Raw genomic sequence first — 22,411 nt, 5'->3', positions numbered from 1 at the left:
CAAGTCCCTGCGCCGAAGAGCGACTGCCGCTGTATCGTCTCGCCGAATATCAACCAGCAAGAGGCCCTAGTGAGACATAGAACCGAATCTTCCGGCCACCGCCGGAATCGGGCGATTCCCCTCGCCCTGATTACCGGAATTCTTACTTCCGGAATTGCCCTTTCCCCGCCGGCCGCCACCCCGGCGGTCGCCGTCGAGGACCCCGTCGCCAACGGCTCGACGAGCGCCGAGGACCACGCCCTCGCCCAGGCGCAGGCCACCGGCCAGCCGTACGAGCTGGTCTCCGCGCGCACCGAGACCACCGACACCTGGGCGCAGCCGGACGGCACCTGGTCCGTCCGCCGGTACGGCGGTGCCATCCGCGTACTGCGCGACGGCGTCTGGGTCGCCACCGACCCGACGCTCGTCTTCGCCGCGGGAGGGGCGGTGAAGCCGAAGGCCTCCCTGGTCGACGTCACGTTCTCCGGCGGCGGCACCGCCCCGCTGCTCTCCGGCGTCAAGGACGGGCGGAACCTCACGCTCGCCTGGCCCAAGGCGCTGCCCATGCCCACCCTCGACGAGAACGTGGCCACGTACGCCGAGGTGCTGCCCGGCGTCGACCTCCAGCTGAAGGCCGAGGTCGAGGGCTTCTCCCAGCTGCTGGTGGTCAAGACCGCCGAAGCGGCGAAGAACCCCGAACTCGCCTCGCTGAAGTTCAAGTTCTCCACCGTCGGCCTGGACGTCTCCACCGACCCGGACACCGGCAGCGTGCTCGCCGTCGACCCGGCCGGGCAGACGGTGTTCACCAGCCCGTCGCCGACGATGTGGGACTCCACCACCGCCACCAGCGAACCCGCCCCGGCGGCCGCGAGCACCTTCTCCGCCACCACGGCGGCCACCACCTCCGAGGAGCCGGCGCCCGCCGACGCCTTCGAGCCCCCGCCGGGTTCCAACGACGCCCCGATGCCGACCACGGTCACCGGGGACACCCTGGAGATCAAGCCCGACCAGGCGCTGCTGACCGACGCCGACACCCAGTACCCGGTCTTCATCGACCCGTCCTGGGACTGGGGCAAGAAGCAGAACTGGACCCGGGTCTACAAGCACTACCCGCGCACCTCGTTCTGGAACACCAAGGACCCGATCCGGGTCGGCTACGAGGCCGAGACGGGCGGCTCCGACCGCATCTCGCGGTCCTTCGTCCAGCTCGACACCACCCCGGTGATGGGCGCGGACGTCAAGAAGGCGACCTTCCGGATCAGGAACACCTGGTCCTGGTCCTGCGAGTCACGGCCGGTGCAGCTCTGGCAGACCGGTGACATCTCCCGGAAGACCAACTGGAGCAACCAGCCGGGCAAGATCGGCACCGTGCCGCTCGGCACGGTGAACGACTCCAAGGGGTGGAGCAAGGACTGCGCCGCCGGCAACCTGGAGTTCGACGTCACCAACCTGATCAAGTCGCGGGCCAAGCCCTCCACCGGCAAGCCCAAGGCGTCCGTCACCCTCGGCCTGTACGCCTCGGACGAGTCGGACACCTTCGGCTGGAAGAAGTTCGACGCCAAGACCGCGGTCCTGGAGTTCGTCTACAACAACCCGCCGAAGAAGCCCGAGGACCTGGGCACGCACCCCAAGACGGACTGCTCCACCGGCGGTGTCATCGGCAACACCCGGGTCAGCCTCCACGCGACCACCGACGACAAGGACGCCGGCAACCTCTTCGCCGAGTTCCGGCTGTTCAAGCCCGGTGTCACCACACCGTTCAAGACGGAGAAGCTGCCCGCGCTCAAGGACCGGGTCACCACCTGGTCCGTCCCGGACGCGGACCTGCCCACCGGTGACTACACCTGGAACGTCGTCGCCCGCGACCAGGACGGCGCGGCCTCCGTGGTCTCGAAGACCTGCAAGTTCACCGTGGACCGGACCCGGCCCAGCAAGCCGCCGGTGATCTCCTCCACGGTGTTCCCCAACGGTGAGAAGGGCTGGCCCGCCACCACCGGCCGGGCCCGAAGCGAGGGCGCCTTCACCTTCGACCCCAACGGCGTCACCGACGTCCGCGGCTACCACTACTGGTCCGACTCCGACCCGGAGGTGAAGGAGGTCGCGCCCGGCCAGGCCGCCAAGGTCACCCCGCCGAGCTACGGACCGCACTTCGTGTACGCGTACAGCGTCGACGGGGCCGGAAACCGGTCGGACGTCGCCACCTACCTGTACTACGCCACCCGCAGCGCCACCCGTGACATCCAGGGCGACCTCAACGGCGACGGCATCCGGGACATCTGGAGCGTCGACTCCAACGGCACCCTGATGACCTACGCCAGCCAGGGCGCCAAGGAGTTCAACAACGCCACCAACGCCGGCGGTTCCTTCACCGGGAAGCAGGTCGCCAACTTCGGCGACTGGCACGAGGACGGGTACAACGACCTGGTCTCCCTGGAGTACGACGCCGTCGACAAGCGGAAGAAGATCCGGGTCTACCCGAACGACGGCACCGGCCGGATCCTCCCCTCGAAGGTCTCCGAGCCCACCGTCACCTGCCCGGTCGCCGACCCGGAGATCGGCTGCGAGTCCGGCGACGACCACTGGGCCGACGCCGACCAGGTCGCCGCACCCGGCGACCTCAACCGTGACGGTCAGCCCGACCTGCTCGTCAAGCAGGGCAAGCTGCTGTGGGCCTACTACGGCAACCGCGCCACCAAGGACCTGGACCTCGCCTACAGCCGCGCCCCCGCCCTGGTGGGCGGCACCGACTGGGACAGGTTCACCCTGATCACCCCGGGCGACGTCAACGCGGACGGGCTGCCGGACCTCTGGCTGCGCGAGGACGCCACCGGTGACACCTTCCGCGCCCTGGCCACCAAGGCCGGCACCCTCGGTGAGGTCGACACGGCCAAGTGGGGCCTGCCCGCGAGCCGGCTGAAGATCGGCTTCGGGGTGCCCGCCAAGGACTACCCGGTGATCGGGTCCTCCGGCGACATGACGAACGACCCCGCCGGTTCCGTCTACGCCGACCTGTGGGCCCGCAAGTCGGACAACACCATGCTCGGCTGGCCGGGCCGGGCCCCGGAGGCCGGCACCAACACCTCCTTCAGCAGCCGGTTCACCATCGACGGCGTGACCGGCGGCGCGTACATCCCGACCGGCACCACCATCGCGTCCGGCCAGTCGTACACGTCCAACTCCGCCAAGCTCACCATGCAGGCCGACGGCAACCTGGTCATCACCTCCGACGCCGGCAAGGTGATGTGGCAGACGAACACCGCGGGCAACCCCGGCGCCACGGCCCTCATGCAGTCGAACGGCAACCTGGTGGTCTACCCGGCCGGCGGCGGCGACTCCCTCTGGGAGTCCAAGTCCCTGGCGGCCGACGGCTACGCGCTGCTCCAGGACCGCGGCAACCTGGTGATCTACAACACGGCGGGCCAGTCCAAGTGGTCCAGCAACACCGTCGTCCGGCACGACTACAACGGCGACGGCCGCAGCGACATGGCGGCCTGGTACGTCGCCGCGGACAACCGGTCCTCCCTCAACTCGTTCCTCACCAACAGCGACGGCACCTTCCAGGGCCCGCTGAAGGGGTACGAGTCGCAGGTGGGCAGCTGGAACATCAGCCGCATGAAGTTCGCGACCGGCGACTACAACGGCGACGGCCGCGGTGACATGGCCGCGCTCTACGACTACGGCGACGGCGTGGTCAAGCTGTTCACGTCGCTGGGGCAGGCCGACGGCAAGCTGGGCTTCCCGTTCGTGTCCTGGTCCTCGGGCAAGGGCGGCTACTACTCGGGGTCGATGACCCTGAACTCGGGCGACTTCAACGGCGACGGCCGCGACGACCTCATGGCCTGGTACTCGTACTGGGACGGCCGGGACACGCTGTTCACCTTCACCTCGAACGTGAGCGGCGGGTTCAACGCCCCGTTCCCCTCGCACCAGGAGGGTGCGACCGGCTGGGACGTCAACCGCTCCAAGTTCATCACGGGCGACTTCAACGGCGACGGCCGCGAGGACCTCTCCGCGCTGTACGGCTACGGCAACGGCGACCTGAAGGCGCTGACCTTCCTCGCCCTGCCCAACGGCGGGTTCGCCAACCACTTCTCCTCGTGGGCGGGCACCGCCACCGGCTGGGGCGACTGGAACCGGACGCACCCGCACGCCGGTGACTTCAACGGCGACGGCCTGGACGACATGATGCTCTGGTACGACTACGCCGACGGCCACGACGCCATGTTCCTGGCGGCCGCCGACCCGCTCAACCGCACCGGCAAGTTCGCCACCTCCACCACCCTGGCGTGGCAGTCGGCCATCGGTAACTGGTCGTACGGGCAGATGAAGATCGTGCCCGGCGACTACGACGGCGACGGCCGGGACGACATCGGCAGCATGTTCGGCTACAGCGACGGCTCGGTGCGGATGTTCACGCACACCGCCGGCACCAACGGCGCCCTGAACGGGGCGAAGGCGGGCTGGAGCACCATCTCCGGCTGGAACTGGTCGAAGGGCACCTTCCTGCGCCACTACAGCTGATCCGGCAGCACGACCGATGCCTTCGGGCCGGTCCCGGCGGCCCTCACCGGCCGCCGGGACCGGCCCGTCCGCGTTCCGGCCCGCGTTCCCGGCCCACGGCCCACGGCCCTAGGCCGGGTCCTCGGCGAGGATCCTGGCCATGTTGCGTTCGGCGAGGGCCGTGATGGTGAGGAACGGGTTCACGCCGAGCGACCCCGGCACGAGGGAGCCGTCGACGACGTACAGGCCCTGGTGGCCCTTGGCCCGGCCGTAGGGGTCGGTCGCTTCCCCCAGCACGCAGCCGCCCAGGGGGTGGTAGGTGAAGTCGCCGGCGAAGGCCCGGTTGCCGCCGAACAGGTCGTGCCGGTAGACCGTGACGTTGCGGCGGTTGATGCGGTCGAAGAGGCTCCTGGCCGCGTTCACGGACGGGCTGCTCTGCTCGCTCCGCCAGTGGAGACGGGCCGAGTCGGTGGCCGGGTCATAGGTGAAGTGGCCGCGCTCCGGGTTCTTGGTGATCGCCAGGTACAGGGAGATCCAGTGCTCCAGGCCCATGGGCAGCGGGGCGATCTCCGCGAACACCGGGTTGGCGGCGTTGTCCCAGTCGTCGATGCCGAGGGCGGGCATGGTGGCCTGCCTGGCGCCGACGGTGTCCCACAGGTGGTTGGCGCGGGCGGTCATCACGTTGCCGTTGGCGCCCCAGCCGAGACCGACCTTCTCGCTGAGCGCGGGCAGGGTGCCGGTGTCGCGGGCCCGCAGCAGGATCTCGGTGGTGCCGAGGCTGCCCGCGCCGAGGAAGAGCCGGCGGCAGCCGAGTTCGCGGGTGCGGGTGACCCGGCCGGACAGGTCGAGGGTCTGCACCGTCAGCACGTAGCCCCCGGCCGGGTCGGCCCGTACGCCGGCCACCCGCTGGAGGGTCTCGATGGTGACGTTGCCGGTGCCCAGCGCGGCGGCGAGGTAGGTCTTGTCGAGGCTGCGCTTGCCGTGGTTGTTGCCGTAGATGACCTCGCCGGCCAGGGCCGACCTGGGCACCTCTCCGGCCGCCTCGCGCCGCATGTACCCGAAGTCGTAGACGTTGGGCACGAAGACCGTGCGCAGGCCGGTGTTGTGGGCGTGCCTGCGGGAGACCCGGGCGAAGCGGTACCACTCGGTGGACTCGAACCAGGCCGGGTCGATGTCGTTGACGCCGAGCATCCGGCGGGCGAGGGGGAAGTACGTGCCGTACATCTCGTCCGCGTCGACGGCCGGGAGGACCTCGGCGAAGTAGGAGCGGCGGGGCGTGGGCGCCATGCCGCCGTTGACCAGGGAGCCGCCGCCGACGCCGCGGCCGACGTACACGGACATCGCGCCGTGGTCCACCCGGTCGAGGACGCCGGGGTACGGGCTGATGTCGCGGTTGACGACGTCGAGCCAGAGGAACTGGGCGAGCGGTGCCTCGGTGCGGGTGCGGAACCACATGGAGCGGTGGTCGGGGGCGGTGGTGGGCGGGAAGACCCGCCCGTCGGGACCGGGGGCGTCCCAGAGCCGGCCCATCTCCAGCACGACGGTCCGTACGCCGGCCTCGCCGAGGCGGAGGGCGGCGACGGCGGAGCCGTAGCCGGAGCCGACGACGACGGCGGGGGCGTAGGAGGTCGGCTCGGCGGCGGCGACCGCCTCGGTCAGGCCGATCCTCGTCACCCCGAGGGTGGCGGCGGCCTGCAGGGCGGCGAGGCCCAGTACGTGACGGCGCGTCAGATTAGGTGACATGGCGGCATGATGGGCGGAATCCCGCCATCCGCCCATACGCGGCGCAGCCACGGTTCGGCGTGACAGTACCCCCTGACAACGCACCGCCCACCCCTACGACCCACAGGGCCGTGACGACCACACGACCCCGAACCCCGACCCGCGCGGCACCACCCAGCCCCGAAGCGGAAGCGCGGCCGCGGCGGTTCAGAGCAGGTCGCGGAGCCCCGCGGCCAGGTGGTCCCAGCGCCAGCGTTCCTCCACCCAGGCCCGCCCCCGCGCCCCCATCCGCGCCCGGAGCTCCGGGTCCTGCAGCAGCGTCACGATCCGCTCCGCCGCGTCCCCCGGGTCGCCGCCGCGCACCACCCAGCCGGTCTCGCCGTCCAGCACCGCGTCCGGCGCCCCGCCGGAGTCGCCCGCGACCACCGGCAGCCCGGTGGCCGACGCCTCCAGGTAGACGATGCCGAGGCCCTCCACGTCCAGCCCGCCCCGCCGGGTCCGGCACGGCATGGCGAAGACGTCCCCCGCCCCGTAGTGCGCGGGGAGTTCGGCCCACGGGACGGCGCCGGTGAAGACCACCGAGTCCGCGACCCCCGTCGAGGCCGCCAGCCGCCGCAGGTCCGCCTCGTACGGTCCGCCGCCGACGATCAGCAGCACCGCGTCCGGCACGGCCGCCAGGATCCGCGGCATCGCCCGGATCAGCGTGTCCTGCCCCTTGCGCGGGACCAGGCGCGAGACGCACACCACGACCGGGCGGTCGGACAGGCCCAGCCGGGCCCGCACCTCCGCGCCGCCCGAGTCCGGATGGAAGGCCTTCTCGTCCACGCCGGGCGGCAGCTGGACCATCCGGTCCGCCGCCCCGGCGGTGAGCGCCGACGCGATCCGCGAGCGCGTGTACTCGCCGAGGTAGGTCAGCGCGTCCGTGCCCTCGCCGATCCGCCGCAGCAGCTGCCGGGCCGCCGGCAGCTGCGCCCAGCCGGCCTCGTGGCCGTGCGTGGTCGCGACGAGCCGGCGCGCCCCGGCCCGCCGCAGGGCCGGCGCCATCAGGCCGAGCGGTGCCGCCGCGCCGAACCACACCGACTCGCAGCCGTGCTCGCGGAGCAGGCCCACCGCCCGCCGGGTGACCCGCGGGGTCGGCAGGAGCATCGTCGTACGGTCCCGGACCACCCGGAACGGCTGCTCCGCGTCGAACGCGGCGGTGGCCTCCCGCCCCTCCGTGCCGCGCTTCCAGGTGGAGGCGTAGACGACGACGCGGTCCGGGTCCAGACGCAGGGCCATATTGTGCAGGAATGCCTGGATTCCGCCCGGTCTCGGCGGGAAGTCATTGGTCACGATCAGCGTCTTGTGCATGGCCTGCCGACAGTACCGGACCGGTTCGGATTGCCGCGTCCCATGGCCCCGAGGCCCCCGACCTGGGCATCATGGCGCGGTGCTCAAGCTCTCATCGGCCTGGTCGGCCACCAGGATCCTGCTGCTGCTCTGCACCTTCCGGGTGATCCCCCTGCCGGGCGGTGACGTGACGATCGACGTCACGGTGATCTACCAGGGGTGGTACGGCGTGCTCCGCGGCGGCACCTACCCCCTGACCGACGTCACCTGGCAGTACCCACCCGGCGCCGCGCTGCCGGTACTGGCCCCGGGGCTCGTCCCGTTCCTCTCCTACACCGCCGCCTTCGTCCTGCTCTGCCTGACCGCCGACGCGGTGGTCGTCTGGCTGCTGGCCCGGCGGGGCGCGCGCGGCGCCTGGTACTGGGTGTGGGCGGTGCCGCTGGTCGGCCCGACGGCGTACGCCCGGTACGACATCTTCGTCGCGGCGGTGGCGGTGGCCGCCCTCCTCCTGCCCCGGGTACGCGGCCCGCTGATCGCGCTCGGGGCGGTGCTGAAGGTGTGGCCGGCACTGCTGATCGCCGGGGTGCGCGGCCGCGCGGCCTGGGTGTCGGCGGCGGTCACGGGGACGCTGCTGCTCCTGCTCTTCGCCGCCTGGATGCCCGGCTCGCTGGCGTTCCTGACGTTCCAGCGGGACCGGGGCACCGAGGTGGAGTCCCTGGGCGCGCTGCCGCTGCACTTCGCGCGCGCGTTCGGCTGGTGGGAGGGCGAGGTGAAGCTGAACTACGGCTCGGTGGAGTTCCTCGGGCCGTGGGTGCAGACGGTGAGCGCGCTCTCCCTGGGGTTGACGGCGGTGGCGTTCGGATGGCTGCTGGTGTGGCGGCTGCGGACCCGGATCCGGTCCGGCGACGAGCGGGTGGTGTACGAGGCCGCGTTCACGGCGGTGCTGCTGTTCACCATCACCAGCCGGGTGATCAGCCCGCAGTACCTGGTGTGGCTGGTGGCCCTCGCGGCGGCCTGCCTGACCCTGGCGGACTCGCGGATGGTGCGGCCCGCCCGGATCCTGCTCGTCGCGACGGCCTTCACCCAGCTGGAGTTCCCGACGTTCTTCTCGCAGATCGTGGCGAGCGAGTGGATCGGCATCCTGCTGATCCTGGTCCGCAACGCCCTGCTGGTGTGGGCGACGGTCGCGGCCTGCCGCGTGCTGTGGTCGGCCCCGGACCCCGCCCCGGCCGCGCCGCGACCCCTGGCGGGCACCCGCGCCGAGGACGACATGGCCCCGGCCCGCTAGGCGAGGTCCGCGCGCAGGGCGGACCTCCATGCGGCGGTGAGGGCGGCGGGGTCGGTGCCCAGGGTGCGGGAGAGGGCCTCGGGCAGCGGTTCGCGGGCCGCGGCCCGGTAGAGCTCGCGCAGGGCCTGCTCGCCCCAGCGGTCGGCGATCAGACGGCAGGCCAGCCAGGACCCCTCGTACGCCCGGGAGACGGCTTCCTGGTCGCCCCCGGGGGTGAAGTCCCGGTCGGCGGGCAGGGCGTCGGGCACCCGGCCCCCGCGTACGGCGCGGGCCAGGGCGGGGGCGGCCTGCGCCGGCGTGTGCGCGCGGCCGCGGTACGCGGCCCAGTCCGCGAAGCCCTCCGAGAGCCACTGCGGGGTCCGGGCCGAGGTGGCCGTGCGGGTCGCCACGTGGGTGAGCTCGTGGGCGAGGACGACCTGCCGGCCCGGCTCGGCCAGGCCCGCGTACGCCTCGGGGTTGACCACGACCCGGTCCGCGGGCAGTGGGGCGGCGCCGACGCGGCCCGTGGTCACGGCGACCGTGCCGCGGTAGGCGGGGGCCGGGGCGCCCAGCAGCTCCGCCATGCGGTCCGCGGAGCCGGGGACCAGTACGACGGCCCGGCCCGGGCGGCCCTCCGGCCAGGCGGCGGAGACCGCCGGCGCGGCCCCGTCGGCGGTGGCGGCAACGGCCCGCAGCTCCGGCTCCGGGCGCGTGCCCAGCACCAGCACCCGGTCGCCCCGCACCACGCTCACCGGGCCCTGGTCCCACAGCTGCGGCGGGGCGCCCGGCGCCGGGCGGTCGGCGAGGACCCGCCAGCGGCCGTCCTCGGCGGCGAGGGACAGCTCCCGCGCGCCGGCGGCCGGGCCGGTGTCGTACCCGGCGAGCCGGTAGCGGAGTTCCGCCGCGGCGGTGGCGCGGGCCCCGCCGGGGTCGACCCTGACCGAGGTGACCTCGTACGCCCAGGACTCCAGCGGTACCCCGGCGGGGCGGCCGGAACCGCCCGCGGCCCAGTCGGCTACCGCCCGGCGCACGTCCGCGCCGGCGGTGCCGCCGGCCGGCGCGCCGCACCCGACCAGGACGGACAGCGCCAGCAGGACGGGCAGCGAAGCACGGACGGCAAAACGAAGCACCCGCCGATGCTACGCGCCCCCCGCCGGCACCCACCCCGCCCGAGCGCACCGGGCGGAACCCCGTGGGGCAGCCGTCGCAGCCGGGCCGCACCATCCAGCCCGAGCGGCGATTGAGCGGGCACCGGCGAAGCCAAAGCCGCACGGCCACCGCTCCGCCCGAGCACACGGGGCTCCGCCCCGTACCCCGCGCCTCAATCGCCGGCGAGGCTGGAATTGCCCACCCGGAGCCGGCCTGCGGGACCAAACCCCGCCGGGCCACTCCAGCCCGAGCGGCGATTGAGCGGGCCCCGGCGGGGCCCCCCGGGGCACCCGTCGCAGCCGGGTCGCGCTTCAAGCCCGAGCGGCGATTGAGCGGGCCCGGCCGGAGCCGAGCGGCGCAGCCGACGCCCCGTCCCACCACACGGGGCTCCGCCGCGGGGCACCCGCGGGGCCGGGCCATGCGGCCTCAGACGCGGGTGACGCCCGAGACCGGCATCATGCCGACCGGGTCGTAGCGGACGGGCGCGCCCGGGTACGGGGCGTGGATGACCTGGCCGTTGCCCACGTACATGCCGACGTGGCTCGCGTCGGAGCGGTACGTGATCAGGTCCCCCGGCCGCGCCTCGGACAGCGGGACCCGCCGTCCGGCGTGCCGCTGCGCCTGGGAGGTGCGCGGCAGGGCGACCCCGGCCTGCCGGTACGACCAGACCATCAGCCCGGAGCAGTCGAAGCCGGAGGGCCCGGTGGCCCCCCACACGTACGGGCGTCCGACGGCGGCACGCGCGGCCATCACCGCGGCCGCGGCCCGACCGGAGCCGGGGGCGAAGGAGGGCATGTCGGGCACGGCACCGGCGCCGGCGCGGTCGCCGGACCGCGAGGAGCGTTCGTAGTCGGCCCGTTCCTCGGAGGGCATGGCGTTCAGCAGCCGCCGGGCGGCCGCCAGCTTGGCGGTGACGGCCCGCTTGTGCCGGGCCACGTCGGCGCGGAGCTCCTCCAGTTCGGCGAGCTTGGCGGCGGCCTCCCGCCGCTGCTGGTTCAGCGCCCGCTGCTCCTCGCGGAGTTCGGTCAGCTGGCGGGCCTGGTGTCCGGTCAGCCGGTCGAGGGTGCCGGCCTTCTCCAGGTACTCGTCCGGGTCCTCGGTGAGCAGCAGTTCCATCGTGGGGTCGAGGCCGCCGGACCGGTACTGGGCGCCGGCGAAGGCGCCGAGCACGCCCCGCATGGTGTTGATGCGGTCCTGGCCGCGGGCGACGGCGTCCTGGGCGCGGCGGACCTCGGCGCGGAGCTTCGCGGACCGCTCCCCCGCCTCGTTGAACCGCTCGGTGGCTTGCTCCGCCTCCTCGAAGAGGCGGTCCACCTGGGCGCGGGCGCCGGACGCCGGGTCGGCGGGGGCCGCGCCGGCGGTGCCGGCTCCGGCCGTCAGGACGGTCGCGGTGGCGGCCGCGGCGGCGGACAGGGCGGTGACCGCCGCGTTCCGGTCGAGGCCGGCGGATGCCGGCCGGCGATGGTTCCCCACGGGAAGCCGCACTCCCTTCCGCTGCGCGGCGCCCGTGTCCGCCCCCGTGGACGGTCGTGGCCGGGCTCCGCGCTGGCAGACAGTAGCCGTGCGGACACACCCCGGCCAACGACCCGCGGGCGGGCGGACGGCGGCGCCCCGCCGACAGACGCAGGTCATCGGCGGGGCGCGGGGTCGTGCGGGGGGCGCGGAATTCGCCCGGACGGTCGACGCACGGGGCGGTACGGCGCGGTGGCCCGGTACGGCGCAGTGGCGTGGTACGGCGGGGTGGCCCGGTACGGCGGGGCGCGGTACGGCGCGCGGGCGCGGTACCGCGCGTGCTCAGATGCGTACCCCGAACTGGGGGTCCATGTAGCTGATCTTCTCGTACTTGACGCCGCCGCGCGGGTTCGAGGCGTGCAGGGTCATGCCGTTGCCGGCGTACAGGCCGACGTGGTGCAGGTCGTCGTAGAAGAACACCAGGTCGCCGGGCTGGAGCTGGCTCAGGGGGATGCGGGTGCCCTCCTTGGCCTGGGTCCAGGTGGTCCGGCTGATGCCGACGCCGGCCTGCTTGTAGGCCCACTGGGTCAGGCCGGAGCAGTCGAAGGCGGTGGGGCCTTCGGCGCCCGATATGTACGCGCTGCCGAGCTTGGTCTTGGCGGCGGCGAGGGCCGCCCCGGCGCGGCCCGAGCCCGTCGCACCACCCAGGCCGGCCCGGTCGCCCGCGTCGCGGCTGGCCCGCTCCTCCTCGTCCTGGAGCTGTGAACGCTCCTGCGCGGTCAGGGAGTTGAGCAGCCTCTGCGCCTCGCCGAGCTTGGTCTGGATCGCGGCCTTCTTCTCGCCGAGTTCCTTGCGGGTGGCGTCGAGGTCCTTGAGCTTGGCGGCCGCTTCCTGCCGCTGCTGGGCGAGGGCGCGCTGCTTGGTCTGGATCTTCTGGACGGCTTCGAGCTGCTGGCCGCTCAACTGGTCGAGGGTGGCGGCCTTGTCGAGGTAGTCCTCGGGGTCGGAGGAGAGGAAGAGGGCGAGCGACTGGTCGATGCCGCCGGTGCGGTACTGGGCGGAGGCCATGGAACCGAGGGTGCGGCGGAGCTCGTTGAGGTCGCCCTGGCCCCGGGCGACCTGGTCCTGGAGCCGGCCGATCTCCTTCTCCAGCTTCTCCTGCTGCTCCTTGGCCCCGTTGAACTTCTCGGTGGCCTTCTCGGCCTCCTCGTAGAGGGCGTCGACCTTGGCCTTCACCTCGTCCTTGCCGGGTTTGGCCGGGGCGGCCACGGCCGAGTGGGAGGAGAGGGCGACGGCAGCGGCGGCGGTCGCGGTGAGCACGGTGACGCGCGCGCGGTTCGGCTGCTTGGGACGACGGTGGGAGGCCACGGAGGCGAGCTCCTTTGCAGCACCTTCGCCGCCACTCGGACGAGTGATCAATCGCACGAAGGTTTGGGCCGCACCCTAGTGACCGGGCTGTGATCACTTCAAATCCTGCGGGGAAAAATTCACGCCGCCCGCCGGCTTCTTTACCTTCACCGAACGCTGCGTACGCGCCCCTTGACCGAGCGTTCCCTCAAATCGGGCATAACGCGCAGGAGTTACGAGACGCGCGAAAGCCGCTTCAGCAACAAGGCGGACGCGACCGGTCGCGCCCCGGCCTTGGCCACGCCGTCGGCCACCTCGCGGTCGGTGGAGACCACGACCACCGGCCGGCCCGGCGGCTCGGCCCGCACCAGCTGCCGGATCAACTCGTCCGCGGTGACGCCCGGCTTGGAGAACAGCACCCGCACCCCGCGCGGCGGCGCGAGCAGCACCGGGGCCGCCAACTCCGCCCCGTCGAACACGCAGGTCATCTCGGCACCGGTCTGCGCGGCCAGCATCGACAGCCCGCCGAGGAGCCGCAGCCGCTGCTTCTCCAGCGGCATCGTCGGGTAGCCGGTCTTGGTGACGTTGTAGCCGTCCACCACCAGATGGGCCTGCGGCAGTGCCAGCAGCTGGTCCAGCAGCGCCGGGTCGGTCTCCGACAGGGCGCGCGCCGCGATGTCCTTCGGGGTCATCCGGCCCGGCTCCACCGCGTCGACGGTGTCGGCGGGACGGGTCGACACCGGTGGCAGCGCCAGCTCCCGGCGCAGCCCCTGGGCCGCGTCCAGCACGGTGTCCAGCAGCAGCCTCAGCCGCATGTCCTCGACGCTGCGGCCCTCCCTCGTGGCCCGCCGGGACGACTCCAGCGCCGACTCGGCCTCGGCGAGCCGCGCCTTGAGGCGCCGGGTCTCGCTCTCCGCGGCCGCCACCTGGGCCGTCGCCTCGGCGCGGATCCCCTCGATCTCGGCGGTCGTCTTCCGCAGGGCGGCCTCGCCCCGCTTGACGTCGTTCTGCGCGCTGCGCAGCTTCCGCTGAAGCGATTCGGCTTCCTTGCGGGCGGCTTCCAGCTCGGCCCGCAGCTGCTCGCCGCCGGTGCGCTGGGCCTCCCGCAGTACGGCCAGCTCCTCGCGCAGCCGCTCCAGTTCGCGCCGGCTCTCCTCGCCGAGCCGTTCGGCGTCGGCCCGCTGGGCCTCCTCACCGGCGGCGGCCACCAGCTTGACCCAGCCGGCCGGGCGCAGCACGTACGCGGCGGCGGCCACGTCCAGCGGGTCGGCGGCCGCGGGCGGGGCCCCGGACTCCAGGGCCCCGGCCAGCTCGGGCTGGGCCTCGCGGACCTTCTCCGCGACCCGGCCGCGGAACACGGCGTCGGTCTCGACGGCCGCGGCCATGGCGTTCCCCGCGAACTTGGCGCGGCGGGTCGGGGTGAAACGGGCGTACTGGCGCAGCTGGGCAGGGAGGTCGGCGAGCGTCAGGCCGCCGAAGGCGTCCGAGACGAGCGCGACGACGCGGCGCCGGACGCCTTCCGGCAGCGGGCGGTCGAGGACCTCGGCGGCGTCGCCGGCCGCACCGGCCGGCTCAGCGCCGCTTGCTGGCTCCACAATCCGTCACCCCTACCGTGATGTTCCGCTTGCCGTTCGCTTGCCGTTCCGTGTCACCGATCCGTGTCACCGATCCGTTCAGGAGTCGGCGCCGGGCCTGTCCACGAGCTCGATCTGGTCCACCGCGTTGCACCAGCGGCAGCGGACCGACTCGATGGTCTCATTGACCACCTCGCGCTCCTCGACCTTCGGCTCTCCGGCGAGGTCGAGGTGCACGTACTCCACGACCTTCGACGAGCGGGTGACGTCGAAACGGGTGAGGTTGCCGCACAGGGTGCAGCGCCACCGGGTCGTGGCGGTCGGCAGGGGAACCGTCATCGTGCCGTCTCTCTCCTTCGTCGCTTGTTCAAGTAAAGCGCCTGACGTACAGCAGCACGTAACCCTACGGGCTGCCCGGCCCGGCGGGGCGTGCAGGCGGTATCCGTCCGGTTACGGGATGCTCTTGCCCATGATCGTAAGGTGGCGGGCGGTGTGCGAGGCGGTCCGGGGGGCGCCGGTGACCTACGCGCTGATCACCGCGTGCTGCGCGGTGTTCCTGCTCGGCCCGGCCTCGGGGATGAACCCGGCGTACGGCTCCGGGGACGCGCTGGTGGAGTCGGGGACCGCCCACTTCCGGCGCTGGGGCGTGGTCCCGGCGGAGCTGTTCGGCGGCCGGGGCGACGGGGAGCCGCTGACCCCGCTGACCGCCCTCTTCGTGCACGGCAGCTGGCTCCACCTGCTGGGGAACATGCTGTTCCTCTTCGTCTTCGGCGCGATGACCGAGGAACGGATGGGCCGGGCGGGGTTCTGGCTGTTCTACCTCTGCACCGGCTACCTGTCGCTGGTGGCGTACGCGGCGGCCAACGCGTCCTCCGACCACACCCTGGTCGGGGCGTCCGGGGCGATCTCGGCGGTGCTGGGCGCCTTCCTCTGCCTGTTCCCCCGGGCCCGGGTGACCAGCCTCTTCCCGTTCCTGCTGTTCCTCCCGCTGCGCTTCCCGGCGTGGATGGTGCTGCTGTTCTGGTTCGCCCTCCAGTGGCTGGCGGCGCACCGGGCCGGCAGCGGGCCCGGGGTGGCCTATCTGGCCCATCTGGCGGGGTTCTCGATGGGCTTCCTCTACGCGTGGGTGCGGTACCGGCGTACGACTAGAGTGAGGCGACCAGCGACGGCCACCGAGGGAGACAGCCAGCCGTGATCACCGCGATCGTGCTCATCAAGACCAGCGTGGACCGCATCCCGGAGATCGCCGAGTCGATCGCCGCGCTGGAGAACGTCAGCGAGGTCTACTCCGTCACCGGCACCTACGACCTGATCGCCCTGGTCCGGGTGGCCCGCCACGACGACCTGGCCGACATCATCCCCGGCCGCATCAGCAAGATCCCGGGCGTGGAGGCCACGGACACGCACGTCGCGTTCCGCACGTACTCGCAGCACGACCTGGAAGCGGCCTTCGCCATCGGCCTGGACGCCTGACCCACTCCCTCACCGCGCGCGCCCCCGCCGCTCAGACGCCGCTCGGCGTCAGCGGGACGCGGGGACGCAGCGGCCGTCCTCCTGGTGGTAACGCCACTTCGCGCCGTCCGCCACCAGTTCCCGCACCGCCCCTACGAAGCGGTCCACGTGCTCGTCGGGGGTGCCCGCGCCGAAGCTGACCCGGATGGCGTTCAGCGAGGGCGCGCCGGGAGCGGTGGCCTCCGGGGAGCCGCACTCGCCGGGCTCCTGCGGGGCAGAACCCAGCAGGGTGCGGACCAGCGGGTGGGCGCAGAACAGGCCGTCGCGCACGCCGATGCCGTACTCGGCGGACAGGGCGGCCGCGAAGTGCGAGCTGTTCCAGCCGTCCACCACGAAGGAGATGACGCCGACCCGCGGCGCGTCGTCACCGAACAGGGAGAGCACCCGGACCCCGGGCACCTCGGCCAGGCCGGCCCGGACCCTGGCGATCAGGTGCTGCTCGCGGGCGACCAGCTCGTCGAATCCGGCCTCGGTGAGGGCCTTGCAGGCGGAGGCGATGGCGTAGACCCCGATCACGTTCGGGGAGCCGGCCTCGTGCCGGGCGGCGGTGGTGTGCCAGTCGACGTCGACGCCGCCGTCGGCGTGGCGGGCCACCGTACGGGAGGCCCCGCCGCCGGCCAGGTACGGCTCGGCCTCCTGGAGCCAGTCGGCCCGCCCGGCCAGCACGCCCGAGCCGAACGGCGCGTACAGCTTGTGCCCGGAGAAGGCGACCCAGTCCACGTCCAGGTCCCGGACCGACACCGGGTGGTGCGGGGCGAGCTGGGCGGCGTCGAGGACGACCCGGGCGCCGTGCGCGTGGGCGGCGGCGGCCAGCTCCCGGACCGGCCACAGCTCGCCGGTGACGTTGGACGCGCCGGTGACGCAGACCAGGGCGGGGCCGTGGGGTTCGCGGTCGGCGAGGGCACGTTCCAGGGTGGCGACGGCTTCGGCGGGGGTGCGGGGCGCGTCCAGGTAGCTGACGTCGGCGTCCCGCCAGGGCAGCAGCGAGGCGTGGTGCTCGGTCTCGAAGACGAAGACCCGGCAGCCGGCCGGCAGGGCCCGCGCCAGCAGGTTCAGCGAGTCCGTCGTCGAGCGGGTGAAGACCACCTGGTCGGACGGGCGGCAGTCGAGGAACGCGGCGACCGTGGCGCGGCTCTGCTCGAACAGGTCGGTGGAGAGCTGGGAGAGGTATCCGGCACCCCGGTGGACGCTGCCGTAGTACGGGGCGTAGGCGGCGACGTCGTCCCACACGCGCTGCAGGGCCGGGGCGCTGGCCGCGTAGTCGAGGGCCGCGTAGGGGACTTCACCGCCGGTGACCAGGGGGACGGTGACGTCCCGGCCCAGCACGGGCAGCGGCCCGGCGCAGCAGGTGTCGGAGTCGGCGGCGGCAGCGGTGGCGGTGGTGTTCAGGGTCGCGGACATGGCGGTGTCTCCCGGGAGGGCAGGGCTGAATGGCTTCGAACGTCCCGTCCGCGGGTACACGGGTGCCGTGTCGGGATGCGGTACGGGTGTGCCTCGACGCGCCGGACCGCTGCGGTCCGCACGGAGGGTGTGAAGAAGGGGGCGCTACGCGCCTATCGCATTCGCTTGCTCACGAAAGAAGGCTCCTCGGGACCAGGACCCCTGGTGTCGAGGGGTCCGCGCTTGCCGCAGGCCTTGCTGCCTGCGACCTGGTCATCACCCGGGGCACCCCGCCACGGACGGAGGGTTGCCGGACAGCAAGCCGGGGCCAAAACGCTGTCACTCGTGACCTGGTCAGACATCCTGCCACAAGATCCACCCAACGCAAGACCCCGGTCCACGATGTGGAACGGGGTCGGTGTGCGTGGGGCTGCGGGGCTACGCGTTGCTGGCCGCCACCCAGCGGTCGAGCGCGGCGCGGGCGGCCCCGGAGTCGACGGCCTCGCCGGCGCGCACGATCGCGGACCGCAGCTGCTCCTCCAGCGAGCCGGAGGAGGGCTCCAGGGCCACCAGCGCCGCCGCCGAGTTCAGCAGTACGGCGTCCCGCACCGGGCCGGTCTCGCCGGCCAGCAGCCGCCGGGCCACGTCGGCGTTGTACGAGGCGTCCGCGCCGCGCAGCGCCGCCACGTCGACCAGGTCGATGCCGACGTCCCTCGGGTCGAAGGGCTGCTCGTGCACGGCCCCGTCACGAACCCACCACACCCGGGACGTGGCGGTGGTGGTCAGCTCGTCCAGGCCGTCGTCCCCGCGGAACACCAGCGCCGAGGAACCGCGTTCGGCCAGCACGCCCGCGACGATCGGGGCCACCCGGGCGTCCGCCACGCCCGTGGCCTGCGCCTTGACCCGCGCCGGGTTGGTGAGCGGGCCGAGGAAGTTGAAGGTGGTGCGGATGCCGAGCTCGCGGCGGGCGGCCGCGACGTGGCGCAGCGCCGGGTGGAACTTCACCGCGAAGCAGAAGGTGACGCCGGCCTCGTCGGCGACCTCCGCCACGCGGGCGGGCGTGAGGTCCAGGTTGACCCCGAGCTTCTCCAGGACGTCGGAGGCGCCGCTCGCGGAGGACGCGGCCCGGTTGCCGTGCTTGACGACCTTGGCGCCGGTACCGGCCACCACGATCGCCGACATGGTGGAGATGTTGACGGTCTTGGCGCCGTCGCCACCGGTGCCGACGATGTCCACCGTCCGGCCCGGCACCTCGATCAGGTTGGCGTGCGCGTACATCGTGCGGACCAGGCCGTTGATCTCCGCGACCGTCTCGCCCTTGGCCCGCAGGGCCACCATGAAGCCCGCGATCTGGGCGTCGGTCGCCTCCCCGCGCATGATCCGGTCCATCGCCCACGCGGTGTCGTCGGCGGTCAGGTCACGGCCGGAGAGCAGGGCGTCGAGGACGGCCGGCCAGGACCCGGCCGCCACGCTGTCGCCGCCTGCCGGGGTCACAACGTTCATGGTCCGCTCCTGGGTCCACAGTCCGAATGGGAAGGGCTCAAGCCTATCCAGCCGCGGGGACGGCAAAGAGCCCCGTCCAGCGACTGGACGGGGCTCTCACCGTGGCGATCGTTTTTCAGTCAAACGGATCAGGCCCGATGGGCCGGGGGAGGTCAGTGGTGGCCGTGGCCGCTCTGGATCTCCTTGTACTCCTCCACCGAGGGCTTGTCGATCTGCGTGCCCTCGCCGTAGAAGCCCTTGCTCAGCTTGGCGCGCAGCTTCTCGCCGCGCGTCACCTTGCGCTCCACGCCGTTCTCGTCGACCGTCGGGCCGATCTCGACCGGGCGGTACTGCTCGTGCGCGGTGAGCTTGTACAGCTGGGACTGCGGGAGCGGCTCGTGGACCTCGACGAACTCACCGTGCGGCAGGCGCTTGATGATGCCGGTCTCGCGACCGTGCAGCACCTTGTCCTTGTCCCGGCGCTGGAGGCCGAGGCAGATGCGCTTGGTGATGACGAAGGCGATGACCGGGCCGACGAAGAAGCCGATCCGGGTGAACCAGGTGATCGAGTTGATCGACAGGTGGAAGTACTGCGCGAACATGTCGTTTCCACCGGCGATCAGCAGGATGACGTACCAGGTCAGCCAGGCCACACCGAAGCCGGTACGGGTCGGGGCGTTGCGCGGGCGGTCCAGGATGTGGTGCTCGCGCTTGTCGCCGGTGACCCAGGACTCGATGAACGGGTAGACCGCGATCGCGACCAGGACCAGCGGGAAGATCACCAGCGGGATGAACACGCCCAGGACCAGGGTGTGGCCCCACAGGTTGATCTCCCAGCCGGGCATGGCACGGATGAGGCCTTCGGAGAAGCCCATGTACCAGTCCGGCTGCGCGCCCGTGGACACGTGGTCCGGGACGTACGGGCCGAGGGCCCAGATCGGGTTGATCGAGGCGATGCCCGCGATGGCGGCGATGATGCCGAACACCAGGAAGAAGAAGCCGCCGGCCTTCGCCATGTACACCGGGAGCAGCGGCATGCCGACGACGTTCTCGTTCGTCTTGCCGGGGCCCGCGAACTGGGTGTGCTTGTGGTAGAAGACCAGGATCAGGTGGGCCACCAGCAGGCCCATCATGATGCCGGGCAGCAGCAGGATGTGGATCGAGTAGAACCGGGCCACGAAGTCGTGACCGGGGAACTCGCCGCCGAAGAGGAAGAACGACAGGTACGTGCCGACGACCGGCACGGACAGGATCGCGCCCTCCATGAAGCGGACACCGGTGCCCGAGAGCAGGTCGTCCGGCAGGGAGTAACCGGTGAAGCCGGTGAACATGCCGAGGACCAGCAGCAGGAAGCCGAAGACCCAGTTGATCTCACGCGGCTTGCGGAACGCGCCGGTGAAGAAGACGCGCATCATGTGCACGAGCATGGCCGCGACGAAGATCAGGGCCGCCCAGTGGTGGATCTGCCGGATGAGCAGACCGCCGCGGACGTCGAAGCTGATGTCCAGGGTCGAGGCGAAGGCCTCGGACATCCGGACGCCCTGCATCGGCACGTACGAGCCGTGGTACACGACCTCGTTCATGCTCGGGTGGAAGAACAGCGTCAGGTACACACCCGTGAGGATGATGATGATGAAGCTGTAGAGGCAGATCTCACCCAGCATGAAGGACCAGTGGTCCGGGAAGATCTTGCGCATGTTCGCCTTGGCGAGGCTGTAGATGCCGAGCCGACCGTCGAAGTAGTCGGCCACGCGCTCGCCACGAGGTGCTTTGCGCTCGGTGTCAGGGGCAGTGGCAGTGCTCATCCGCGCTCCCAGAATGCAGGACCGACGGGCTCTTCGAAGTCGCCGAGCGCTTCGAGGAAGCCTTCGTCATTCACACCGATCCGCAGCTGCGGAAGCGCGTGACCGGCCGGACCGAAGATGACGCGGCCGCCGTCGGCGAGGTCGAAGGTGGACTGGTGGCACGGGCAGAGCACGTGGTGGGTCTGCTGCTCGTACAGGCTGATCGGGCAGCCGACGTGGGTGCAGATCTTCGAGTAGGCGACGATGCCGTCGTGGGACCACTCGAGTTCCCGCTTGTCCTTGATGTCCTCCGGCTTGATGCGGACGATCATCAGGGCGGCCTTGGCGATCTCGGACATGTAGTCGTGCGCGTCCTCCTCCAGGCCTTCCGGCTTGGCGAAGGTCAGCGAACCGACCAGGACGTCCTCGGGACGCAGCGGCTCCATCGTGTTCTGGTTGATGAGCAGCTTGCCCTTCGCCCAGATGGTCTTGCGGAGCTTGTCCTCGGGCAGCGGGCCGAGGTCGCGCAGCAGCACCACGCCGGACAGCGGCACCAGGGCCAGCGCGCCGAGCATCGTGTTGCGGATCAGCGGACGGCGGCCGATCCCGGACTCGTCGGTGCCGTCGCGGAAGTCCTGCAGGACCTTGGCCTTGACCTCCGCCGGAGCGGCGATCGCGTGCCGGTCGTCGGCGACCTCGACGTCGGACATCAGCGTGCGGGCCCAGTGGACCGCGCCGGCGCCGATGCAGAACAGGGCCGTGCCCAGGGTCAGGCCCAGGGCGACGTTGAGCGCGCTCACCTTGCCGAGGGGCCAGATGAACACGATCTTGTCGACCGGGATCGCCACGAACGCGGCGATGAAGGCGATCGTGGCCAGCATCGAGACCGTGAACAGCAGTGCCACGGTGCGCTCGGAGCGCTTGGCGGCCCGCTCGTCGATGTCCTGGATGCGCGGCTTGTGGGCCGGCAGGCCCGGGTCGGCGAACGGGTCGTCCGCGACCGCTACACCGCCGTGGTGCGCGTCGCCCTGCTCGCTCGGCAGGTGCTTCTCTTCGGGAATCTCTTGGCTACTCATGACTTCTTGGCCTTAGCGGTGTGGGCCGCGACCCAGACGGCGACAGCGATCAGCGCACCCAGACCGAACACCCAGCCGAACAGGCCTTCGGAGACGGGACCGAGGCCACCGAGCTTCAGACCGCCCGGGTTGGTCGAGTACTCGCCGTTCACGTGCTGGAGGTACGCGATGATGTCCTTCTTCTCCTTCTCCGGCATGGTCGTGTCGGGGAAGGAGGGCATGTTCTGCGGGCCGGTGAGCATGGCCTCGTAGATGTGCTTCGGCGAGACGTCCTCAAGGTTGGGCGCGTACTTGCCGTGCGTGAGCGCACCGCCCTCGCCGGTGAAGTTGTGGCACTGCGCGCAGTTGTTGCGGAACAGCTCGCCACCCTTGGCGATGTCGGCACCGGCGGGGTCGTACTGCTTCTCGGTCGGCGTGACCGGGCCGGCGCCGAGGGAGGCGATGTACGCGGCCAGCTGGTCGATCTGCGCCTGGGTGTAGATGTTGGGCTTCTTCGGCACCTGGGCGCCGGGCTGCTGGGCGGGCATGCGGCCCGTGCTCACCTGGAAGTCGACGGCGGCGGAGCCGACGCCCACCAGGCTCGGGCCGTCGGAGGAACCCTGCCCGCCGGTTCCGTGGCAGCTTGCGCAGCCCACGGCGTAGAGCTTCTTGCCCTCCTCGATGGCGAGGGACTGGGAGGTTTCATCGGCCTGCGCCTTGCCCGCGGGCGCGAAGGCGGCGTACAGCCCCCCAGTGGCCGCCAGCGCAAGGAGTAGAACGACGACCGCCGCCAGCGGATGGCGTCGTCGTGCGGAGAGCTTTTTCACGGATTACCCCGGTGTCAGGATCTTCTGCGTCGGTGTTTCTGGACGGGTGCCG

16 protein-coding genes and 1 riboswitch are annotated in these 22,411 nt (G+C 72.1%); of the genes, 4 read left to right on the top strand and 12 right to left on the bottom strand.

What is annotated here, in order from left to right; genetic code table 11:
* Nucleotides 1-69 precede the first annotated feature (69 nt).
* Entirely contained in the window at nt 70-4,500 is a 4,431-nt protein-coding gene (locus ACFY61_RS00865; protein ID WP_389465115.1) for an FG-GAP-like repeat-containing protein, read from the top strand.
* A gap of 108 nt (nt 4,501-4,608) precedes the next feature.
* Here ACFY61_RS00865 and ACFY61_RS00860 read toward each other — a convergent pair whose 3' ends face one another.
* Together ACFY61_RS00860 and ACFY61_RS00855 are read right to left on the bottom strand one after the other, a co-directional pair.
* Nucleotides 4,609-6,222, bottom strand: coding sequence for a GMC oxidoreductase (locus tag ACFY61_RS00860; protein WP_389465113.1), 1,614 nt, complete (start codon nt 6,220-6,222; stop codon nt 4,609-4,611).
* Between the two features lie 186 nt (nt 6,223-6,408).
* Nucleotides 6,409-7,551, bottom strand: coding sequence for a glycosyltransferase family 4 protein (locus ACFY61_RS00855; RefSeq protein WP_389465111.1), 1,143 nt, complete (start codon nt 7,549-7,551; stop codon nt 6,409-6,411).
* Between the two features lie 79 nt (nt 7,552-7,630).
* Between ACFY61_RS00855 and ACFY61_RS00850 the strand changes: the two genes are divergently transcribed.
* Entirely contained in the window at nt 7,631-8,818 is a 1,188-nt protein-coding gene (locus ACFY61_RS00850) for a glycosyltransferase 87 family protein (protein ID WP_389465108.1), read from the top strand.
* Here ACFY61_RS00850 and ACFY61_RS00845 read toward each other — a convergent pair.
* The 5 genes from ACFY61_RS00845 to ACFY61_RS00825 form a co-directional block, all read right to left on the bottom strand.
* A complete protein-coding gene (locus ACFY61_RS00845) occupies nt 8,815-9,927 on the bottom strand; it encodes a hypothetical protein (protein ID WP_389465105.1) in 1,113 nt (370 codons plus the stop codon). The genes ACFY61_RS00850 and ACFY61_RS00845 overlap by 4 nt on opposite strands.
* Nucleotides 9,928-10,372: 445 nt before the next feature.
* Complete coding sequence (locus ACFY61_RS00840) at nt 10,373-11,419, bottom strand: NlpC/P60 family protein (RefSeq protein ID WP_389465103.1); 1,047 nt, start codon at nt 11,417-11,419, stop codon at nt 10,373-10,375.
* A 321-nt stretch (nt 11,420-11,740) separates the two neighbouring features.
* A complete protein-coding gene (locus tag ACFY61_RS00835; protein ID WP_389465100.1) occupies nt 11,741-12,766 on the bottom strand; it encodes an NlpC/P60 family protein in 1,026 nt (341 codons plus the stop codon).
* 212 nt (nt 12,767-12,978) lie between these two features.
* Nucleotides 12,979-14,343, bottom strand: a complete 1,365-nt coding sequence (locus ACFY61_RS00830; protein ID WP_389465900.1) for an NYN domain-containing protein — start codon at nt 14,341-14,343, stop codon at nt 12,979-12,981.
* Nucleotides 14,344-14,418: 75 nt separating this feature from the next.
* On the bottom strand, nt 14,419-14,658 hold the full coding sequence (locus tag ACFY61_RS00825; protein WP_366478471.1) for a hypothetical protein: 240 nt from the start codon (nt 14,656-14,658) through the stop codon (nt 14,419-14,421).
* 118 nt (nt 14,659-14,776) lie between these two features.
* On the opposite strand from ACFY61_RS00825, the gene ACFY61_RS00820 reads away from it, so the two are divergent.
* Both ACFY61_RS00820 and ACFY61_RS00815 read left to right on the top strand, forming a co-directional pair.
* The gene (locus ACFY61_RS00820; protein ID WP_389465097.1) at nt 14,777-15,514 is read left to right on the top strand and encodes a rhomboid family intramembrane serine protease; all 738 of its coding nucleotides are present in this window, start codon (nt 14,777-14,779) and stop codon (nt 15,512-15,514) included.
* Nucleotides 15,511-15,792 carry an Lrp/AsnC family transcriptional regulator gene (locus ACFY61_RS00815; protein WP_114057247.1) on the top strand — a complete coding sequence of 94 codons (282 nt, stop codon included), beginning with the start codon at nt 15,511-15,513 and terminating at the stop codon, nt 15,790-15,792. Before ACFY61_RS00820 ends, ACFY61_RS00815 begins: the two co-directional genes overlap by 4 nt.
* 48 nt (nt 15,793-15,840) lie before the next feature.
* Here ACFY61_RS00815 and ACFY61_RS00810 read toward each other — a convergent pair whose 3' ends face one another.
* The 5 genes from ACFY61_RS00810 to ACFY61_RS00790 form a co-directional block, all read right to left on the bottom strand.
* On the bottom strand, nt 15,841-17,232 hold the full coding sequence (locus ACFY61_RS00810; protein ID WP_389465094.1) for an aminotransferase class V-fold PLP-dependent enzyme: 1,392 nt from the start codon (nt 17,230-17,232) through the stop codon (nt 15,841-15,843).
* Nucleotides 17,233-17,445: 213 nt separating this feature from the next.
* Nucleotides 17,446-17,562, bottom strand: a riboswitch (SAM riboswitch).
* Nucleotides 17,563-17,649: 87 nt separating this feature from the next.
* The gene (gene trpD / locus ACFY61_RS00805) at nt 17,650-18,714 is read right to left on the bottom strand and encodes an anthranilate phosphoribosyltransferase (RefSeq protein ID WP_389465091.1); all 1,065 of its coding nucleotides are present in this window, start codon (nt 18,712-18,714) and stop codon (nt 17,650-17,652) included.
* A gap of 152 nt (nt 18,715-18,866) precedes the next feature.
* Nucleotides 18,867-20,498 (bottom strand): cytochrome bc complex cytochrome b subunit, encoded by a 1,632-nt coding sequence (locus ACFY61_RS00800; protein ID WP_389465088.1) that lies wholly within the window; start codon nt 20,496-20,498, stop codon nt 18,867-18,869.
* A complete protein-coding gene (locus ACFY61_RS00795; RefSeq protein ID WP_389465087.1) occupies nt 20,495-21,553 on the bottom strand; it encodes a Rieske 2Fe-2S domain-containing protein in 1,059 nt (352 codons plus the stop codon). The genes ACFY61_RS00800 and ACFY61_RS00795 overlap by 4 nt, the downstream gene beginning before the upstream one ends.
* Nucleotides 21,550-22,359, bottom strand: coding sequence for a c-type cytochrome (locus tag ACFY61_RS00790; RefSeq protein ID WP_389465085.1), 810 nt, complete (start codon nt 22,357-22,359; stop codon nt 21,550-21,552). Before ACFY61_RS00790 ends, ACFY61_RS00795 begins: the two co-directional genes overlap by 4 nt.
* Nucleotides 22,360-22,411: the final 52 nt, after the last annotated feature.

The sequence above is a fragment of the Streptomyces sp. NPDC012888 genome, assembly GCF_042900645.1.
In the GTDB taxonomy this organism is placed as follows: domain Bacteria; phylum Actinomycetota; class Actinomycetes; order Streptomycetales; family Streptomycetaceae; genus Streptomyces.
Note: the sequence above shows the minus strand (reverse complement) of the source record. Positions and strands in the feature narration are given on the sequence as shown.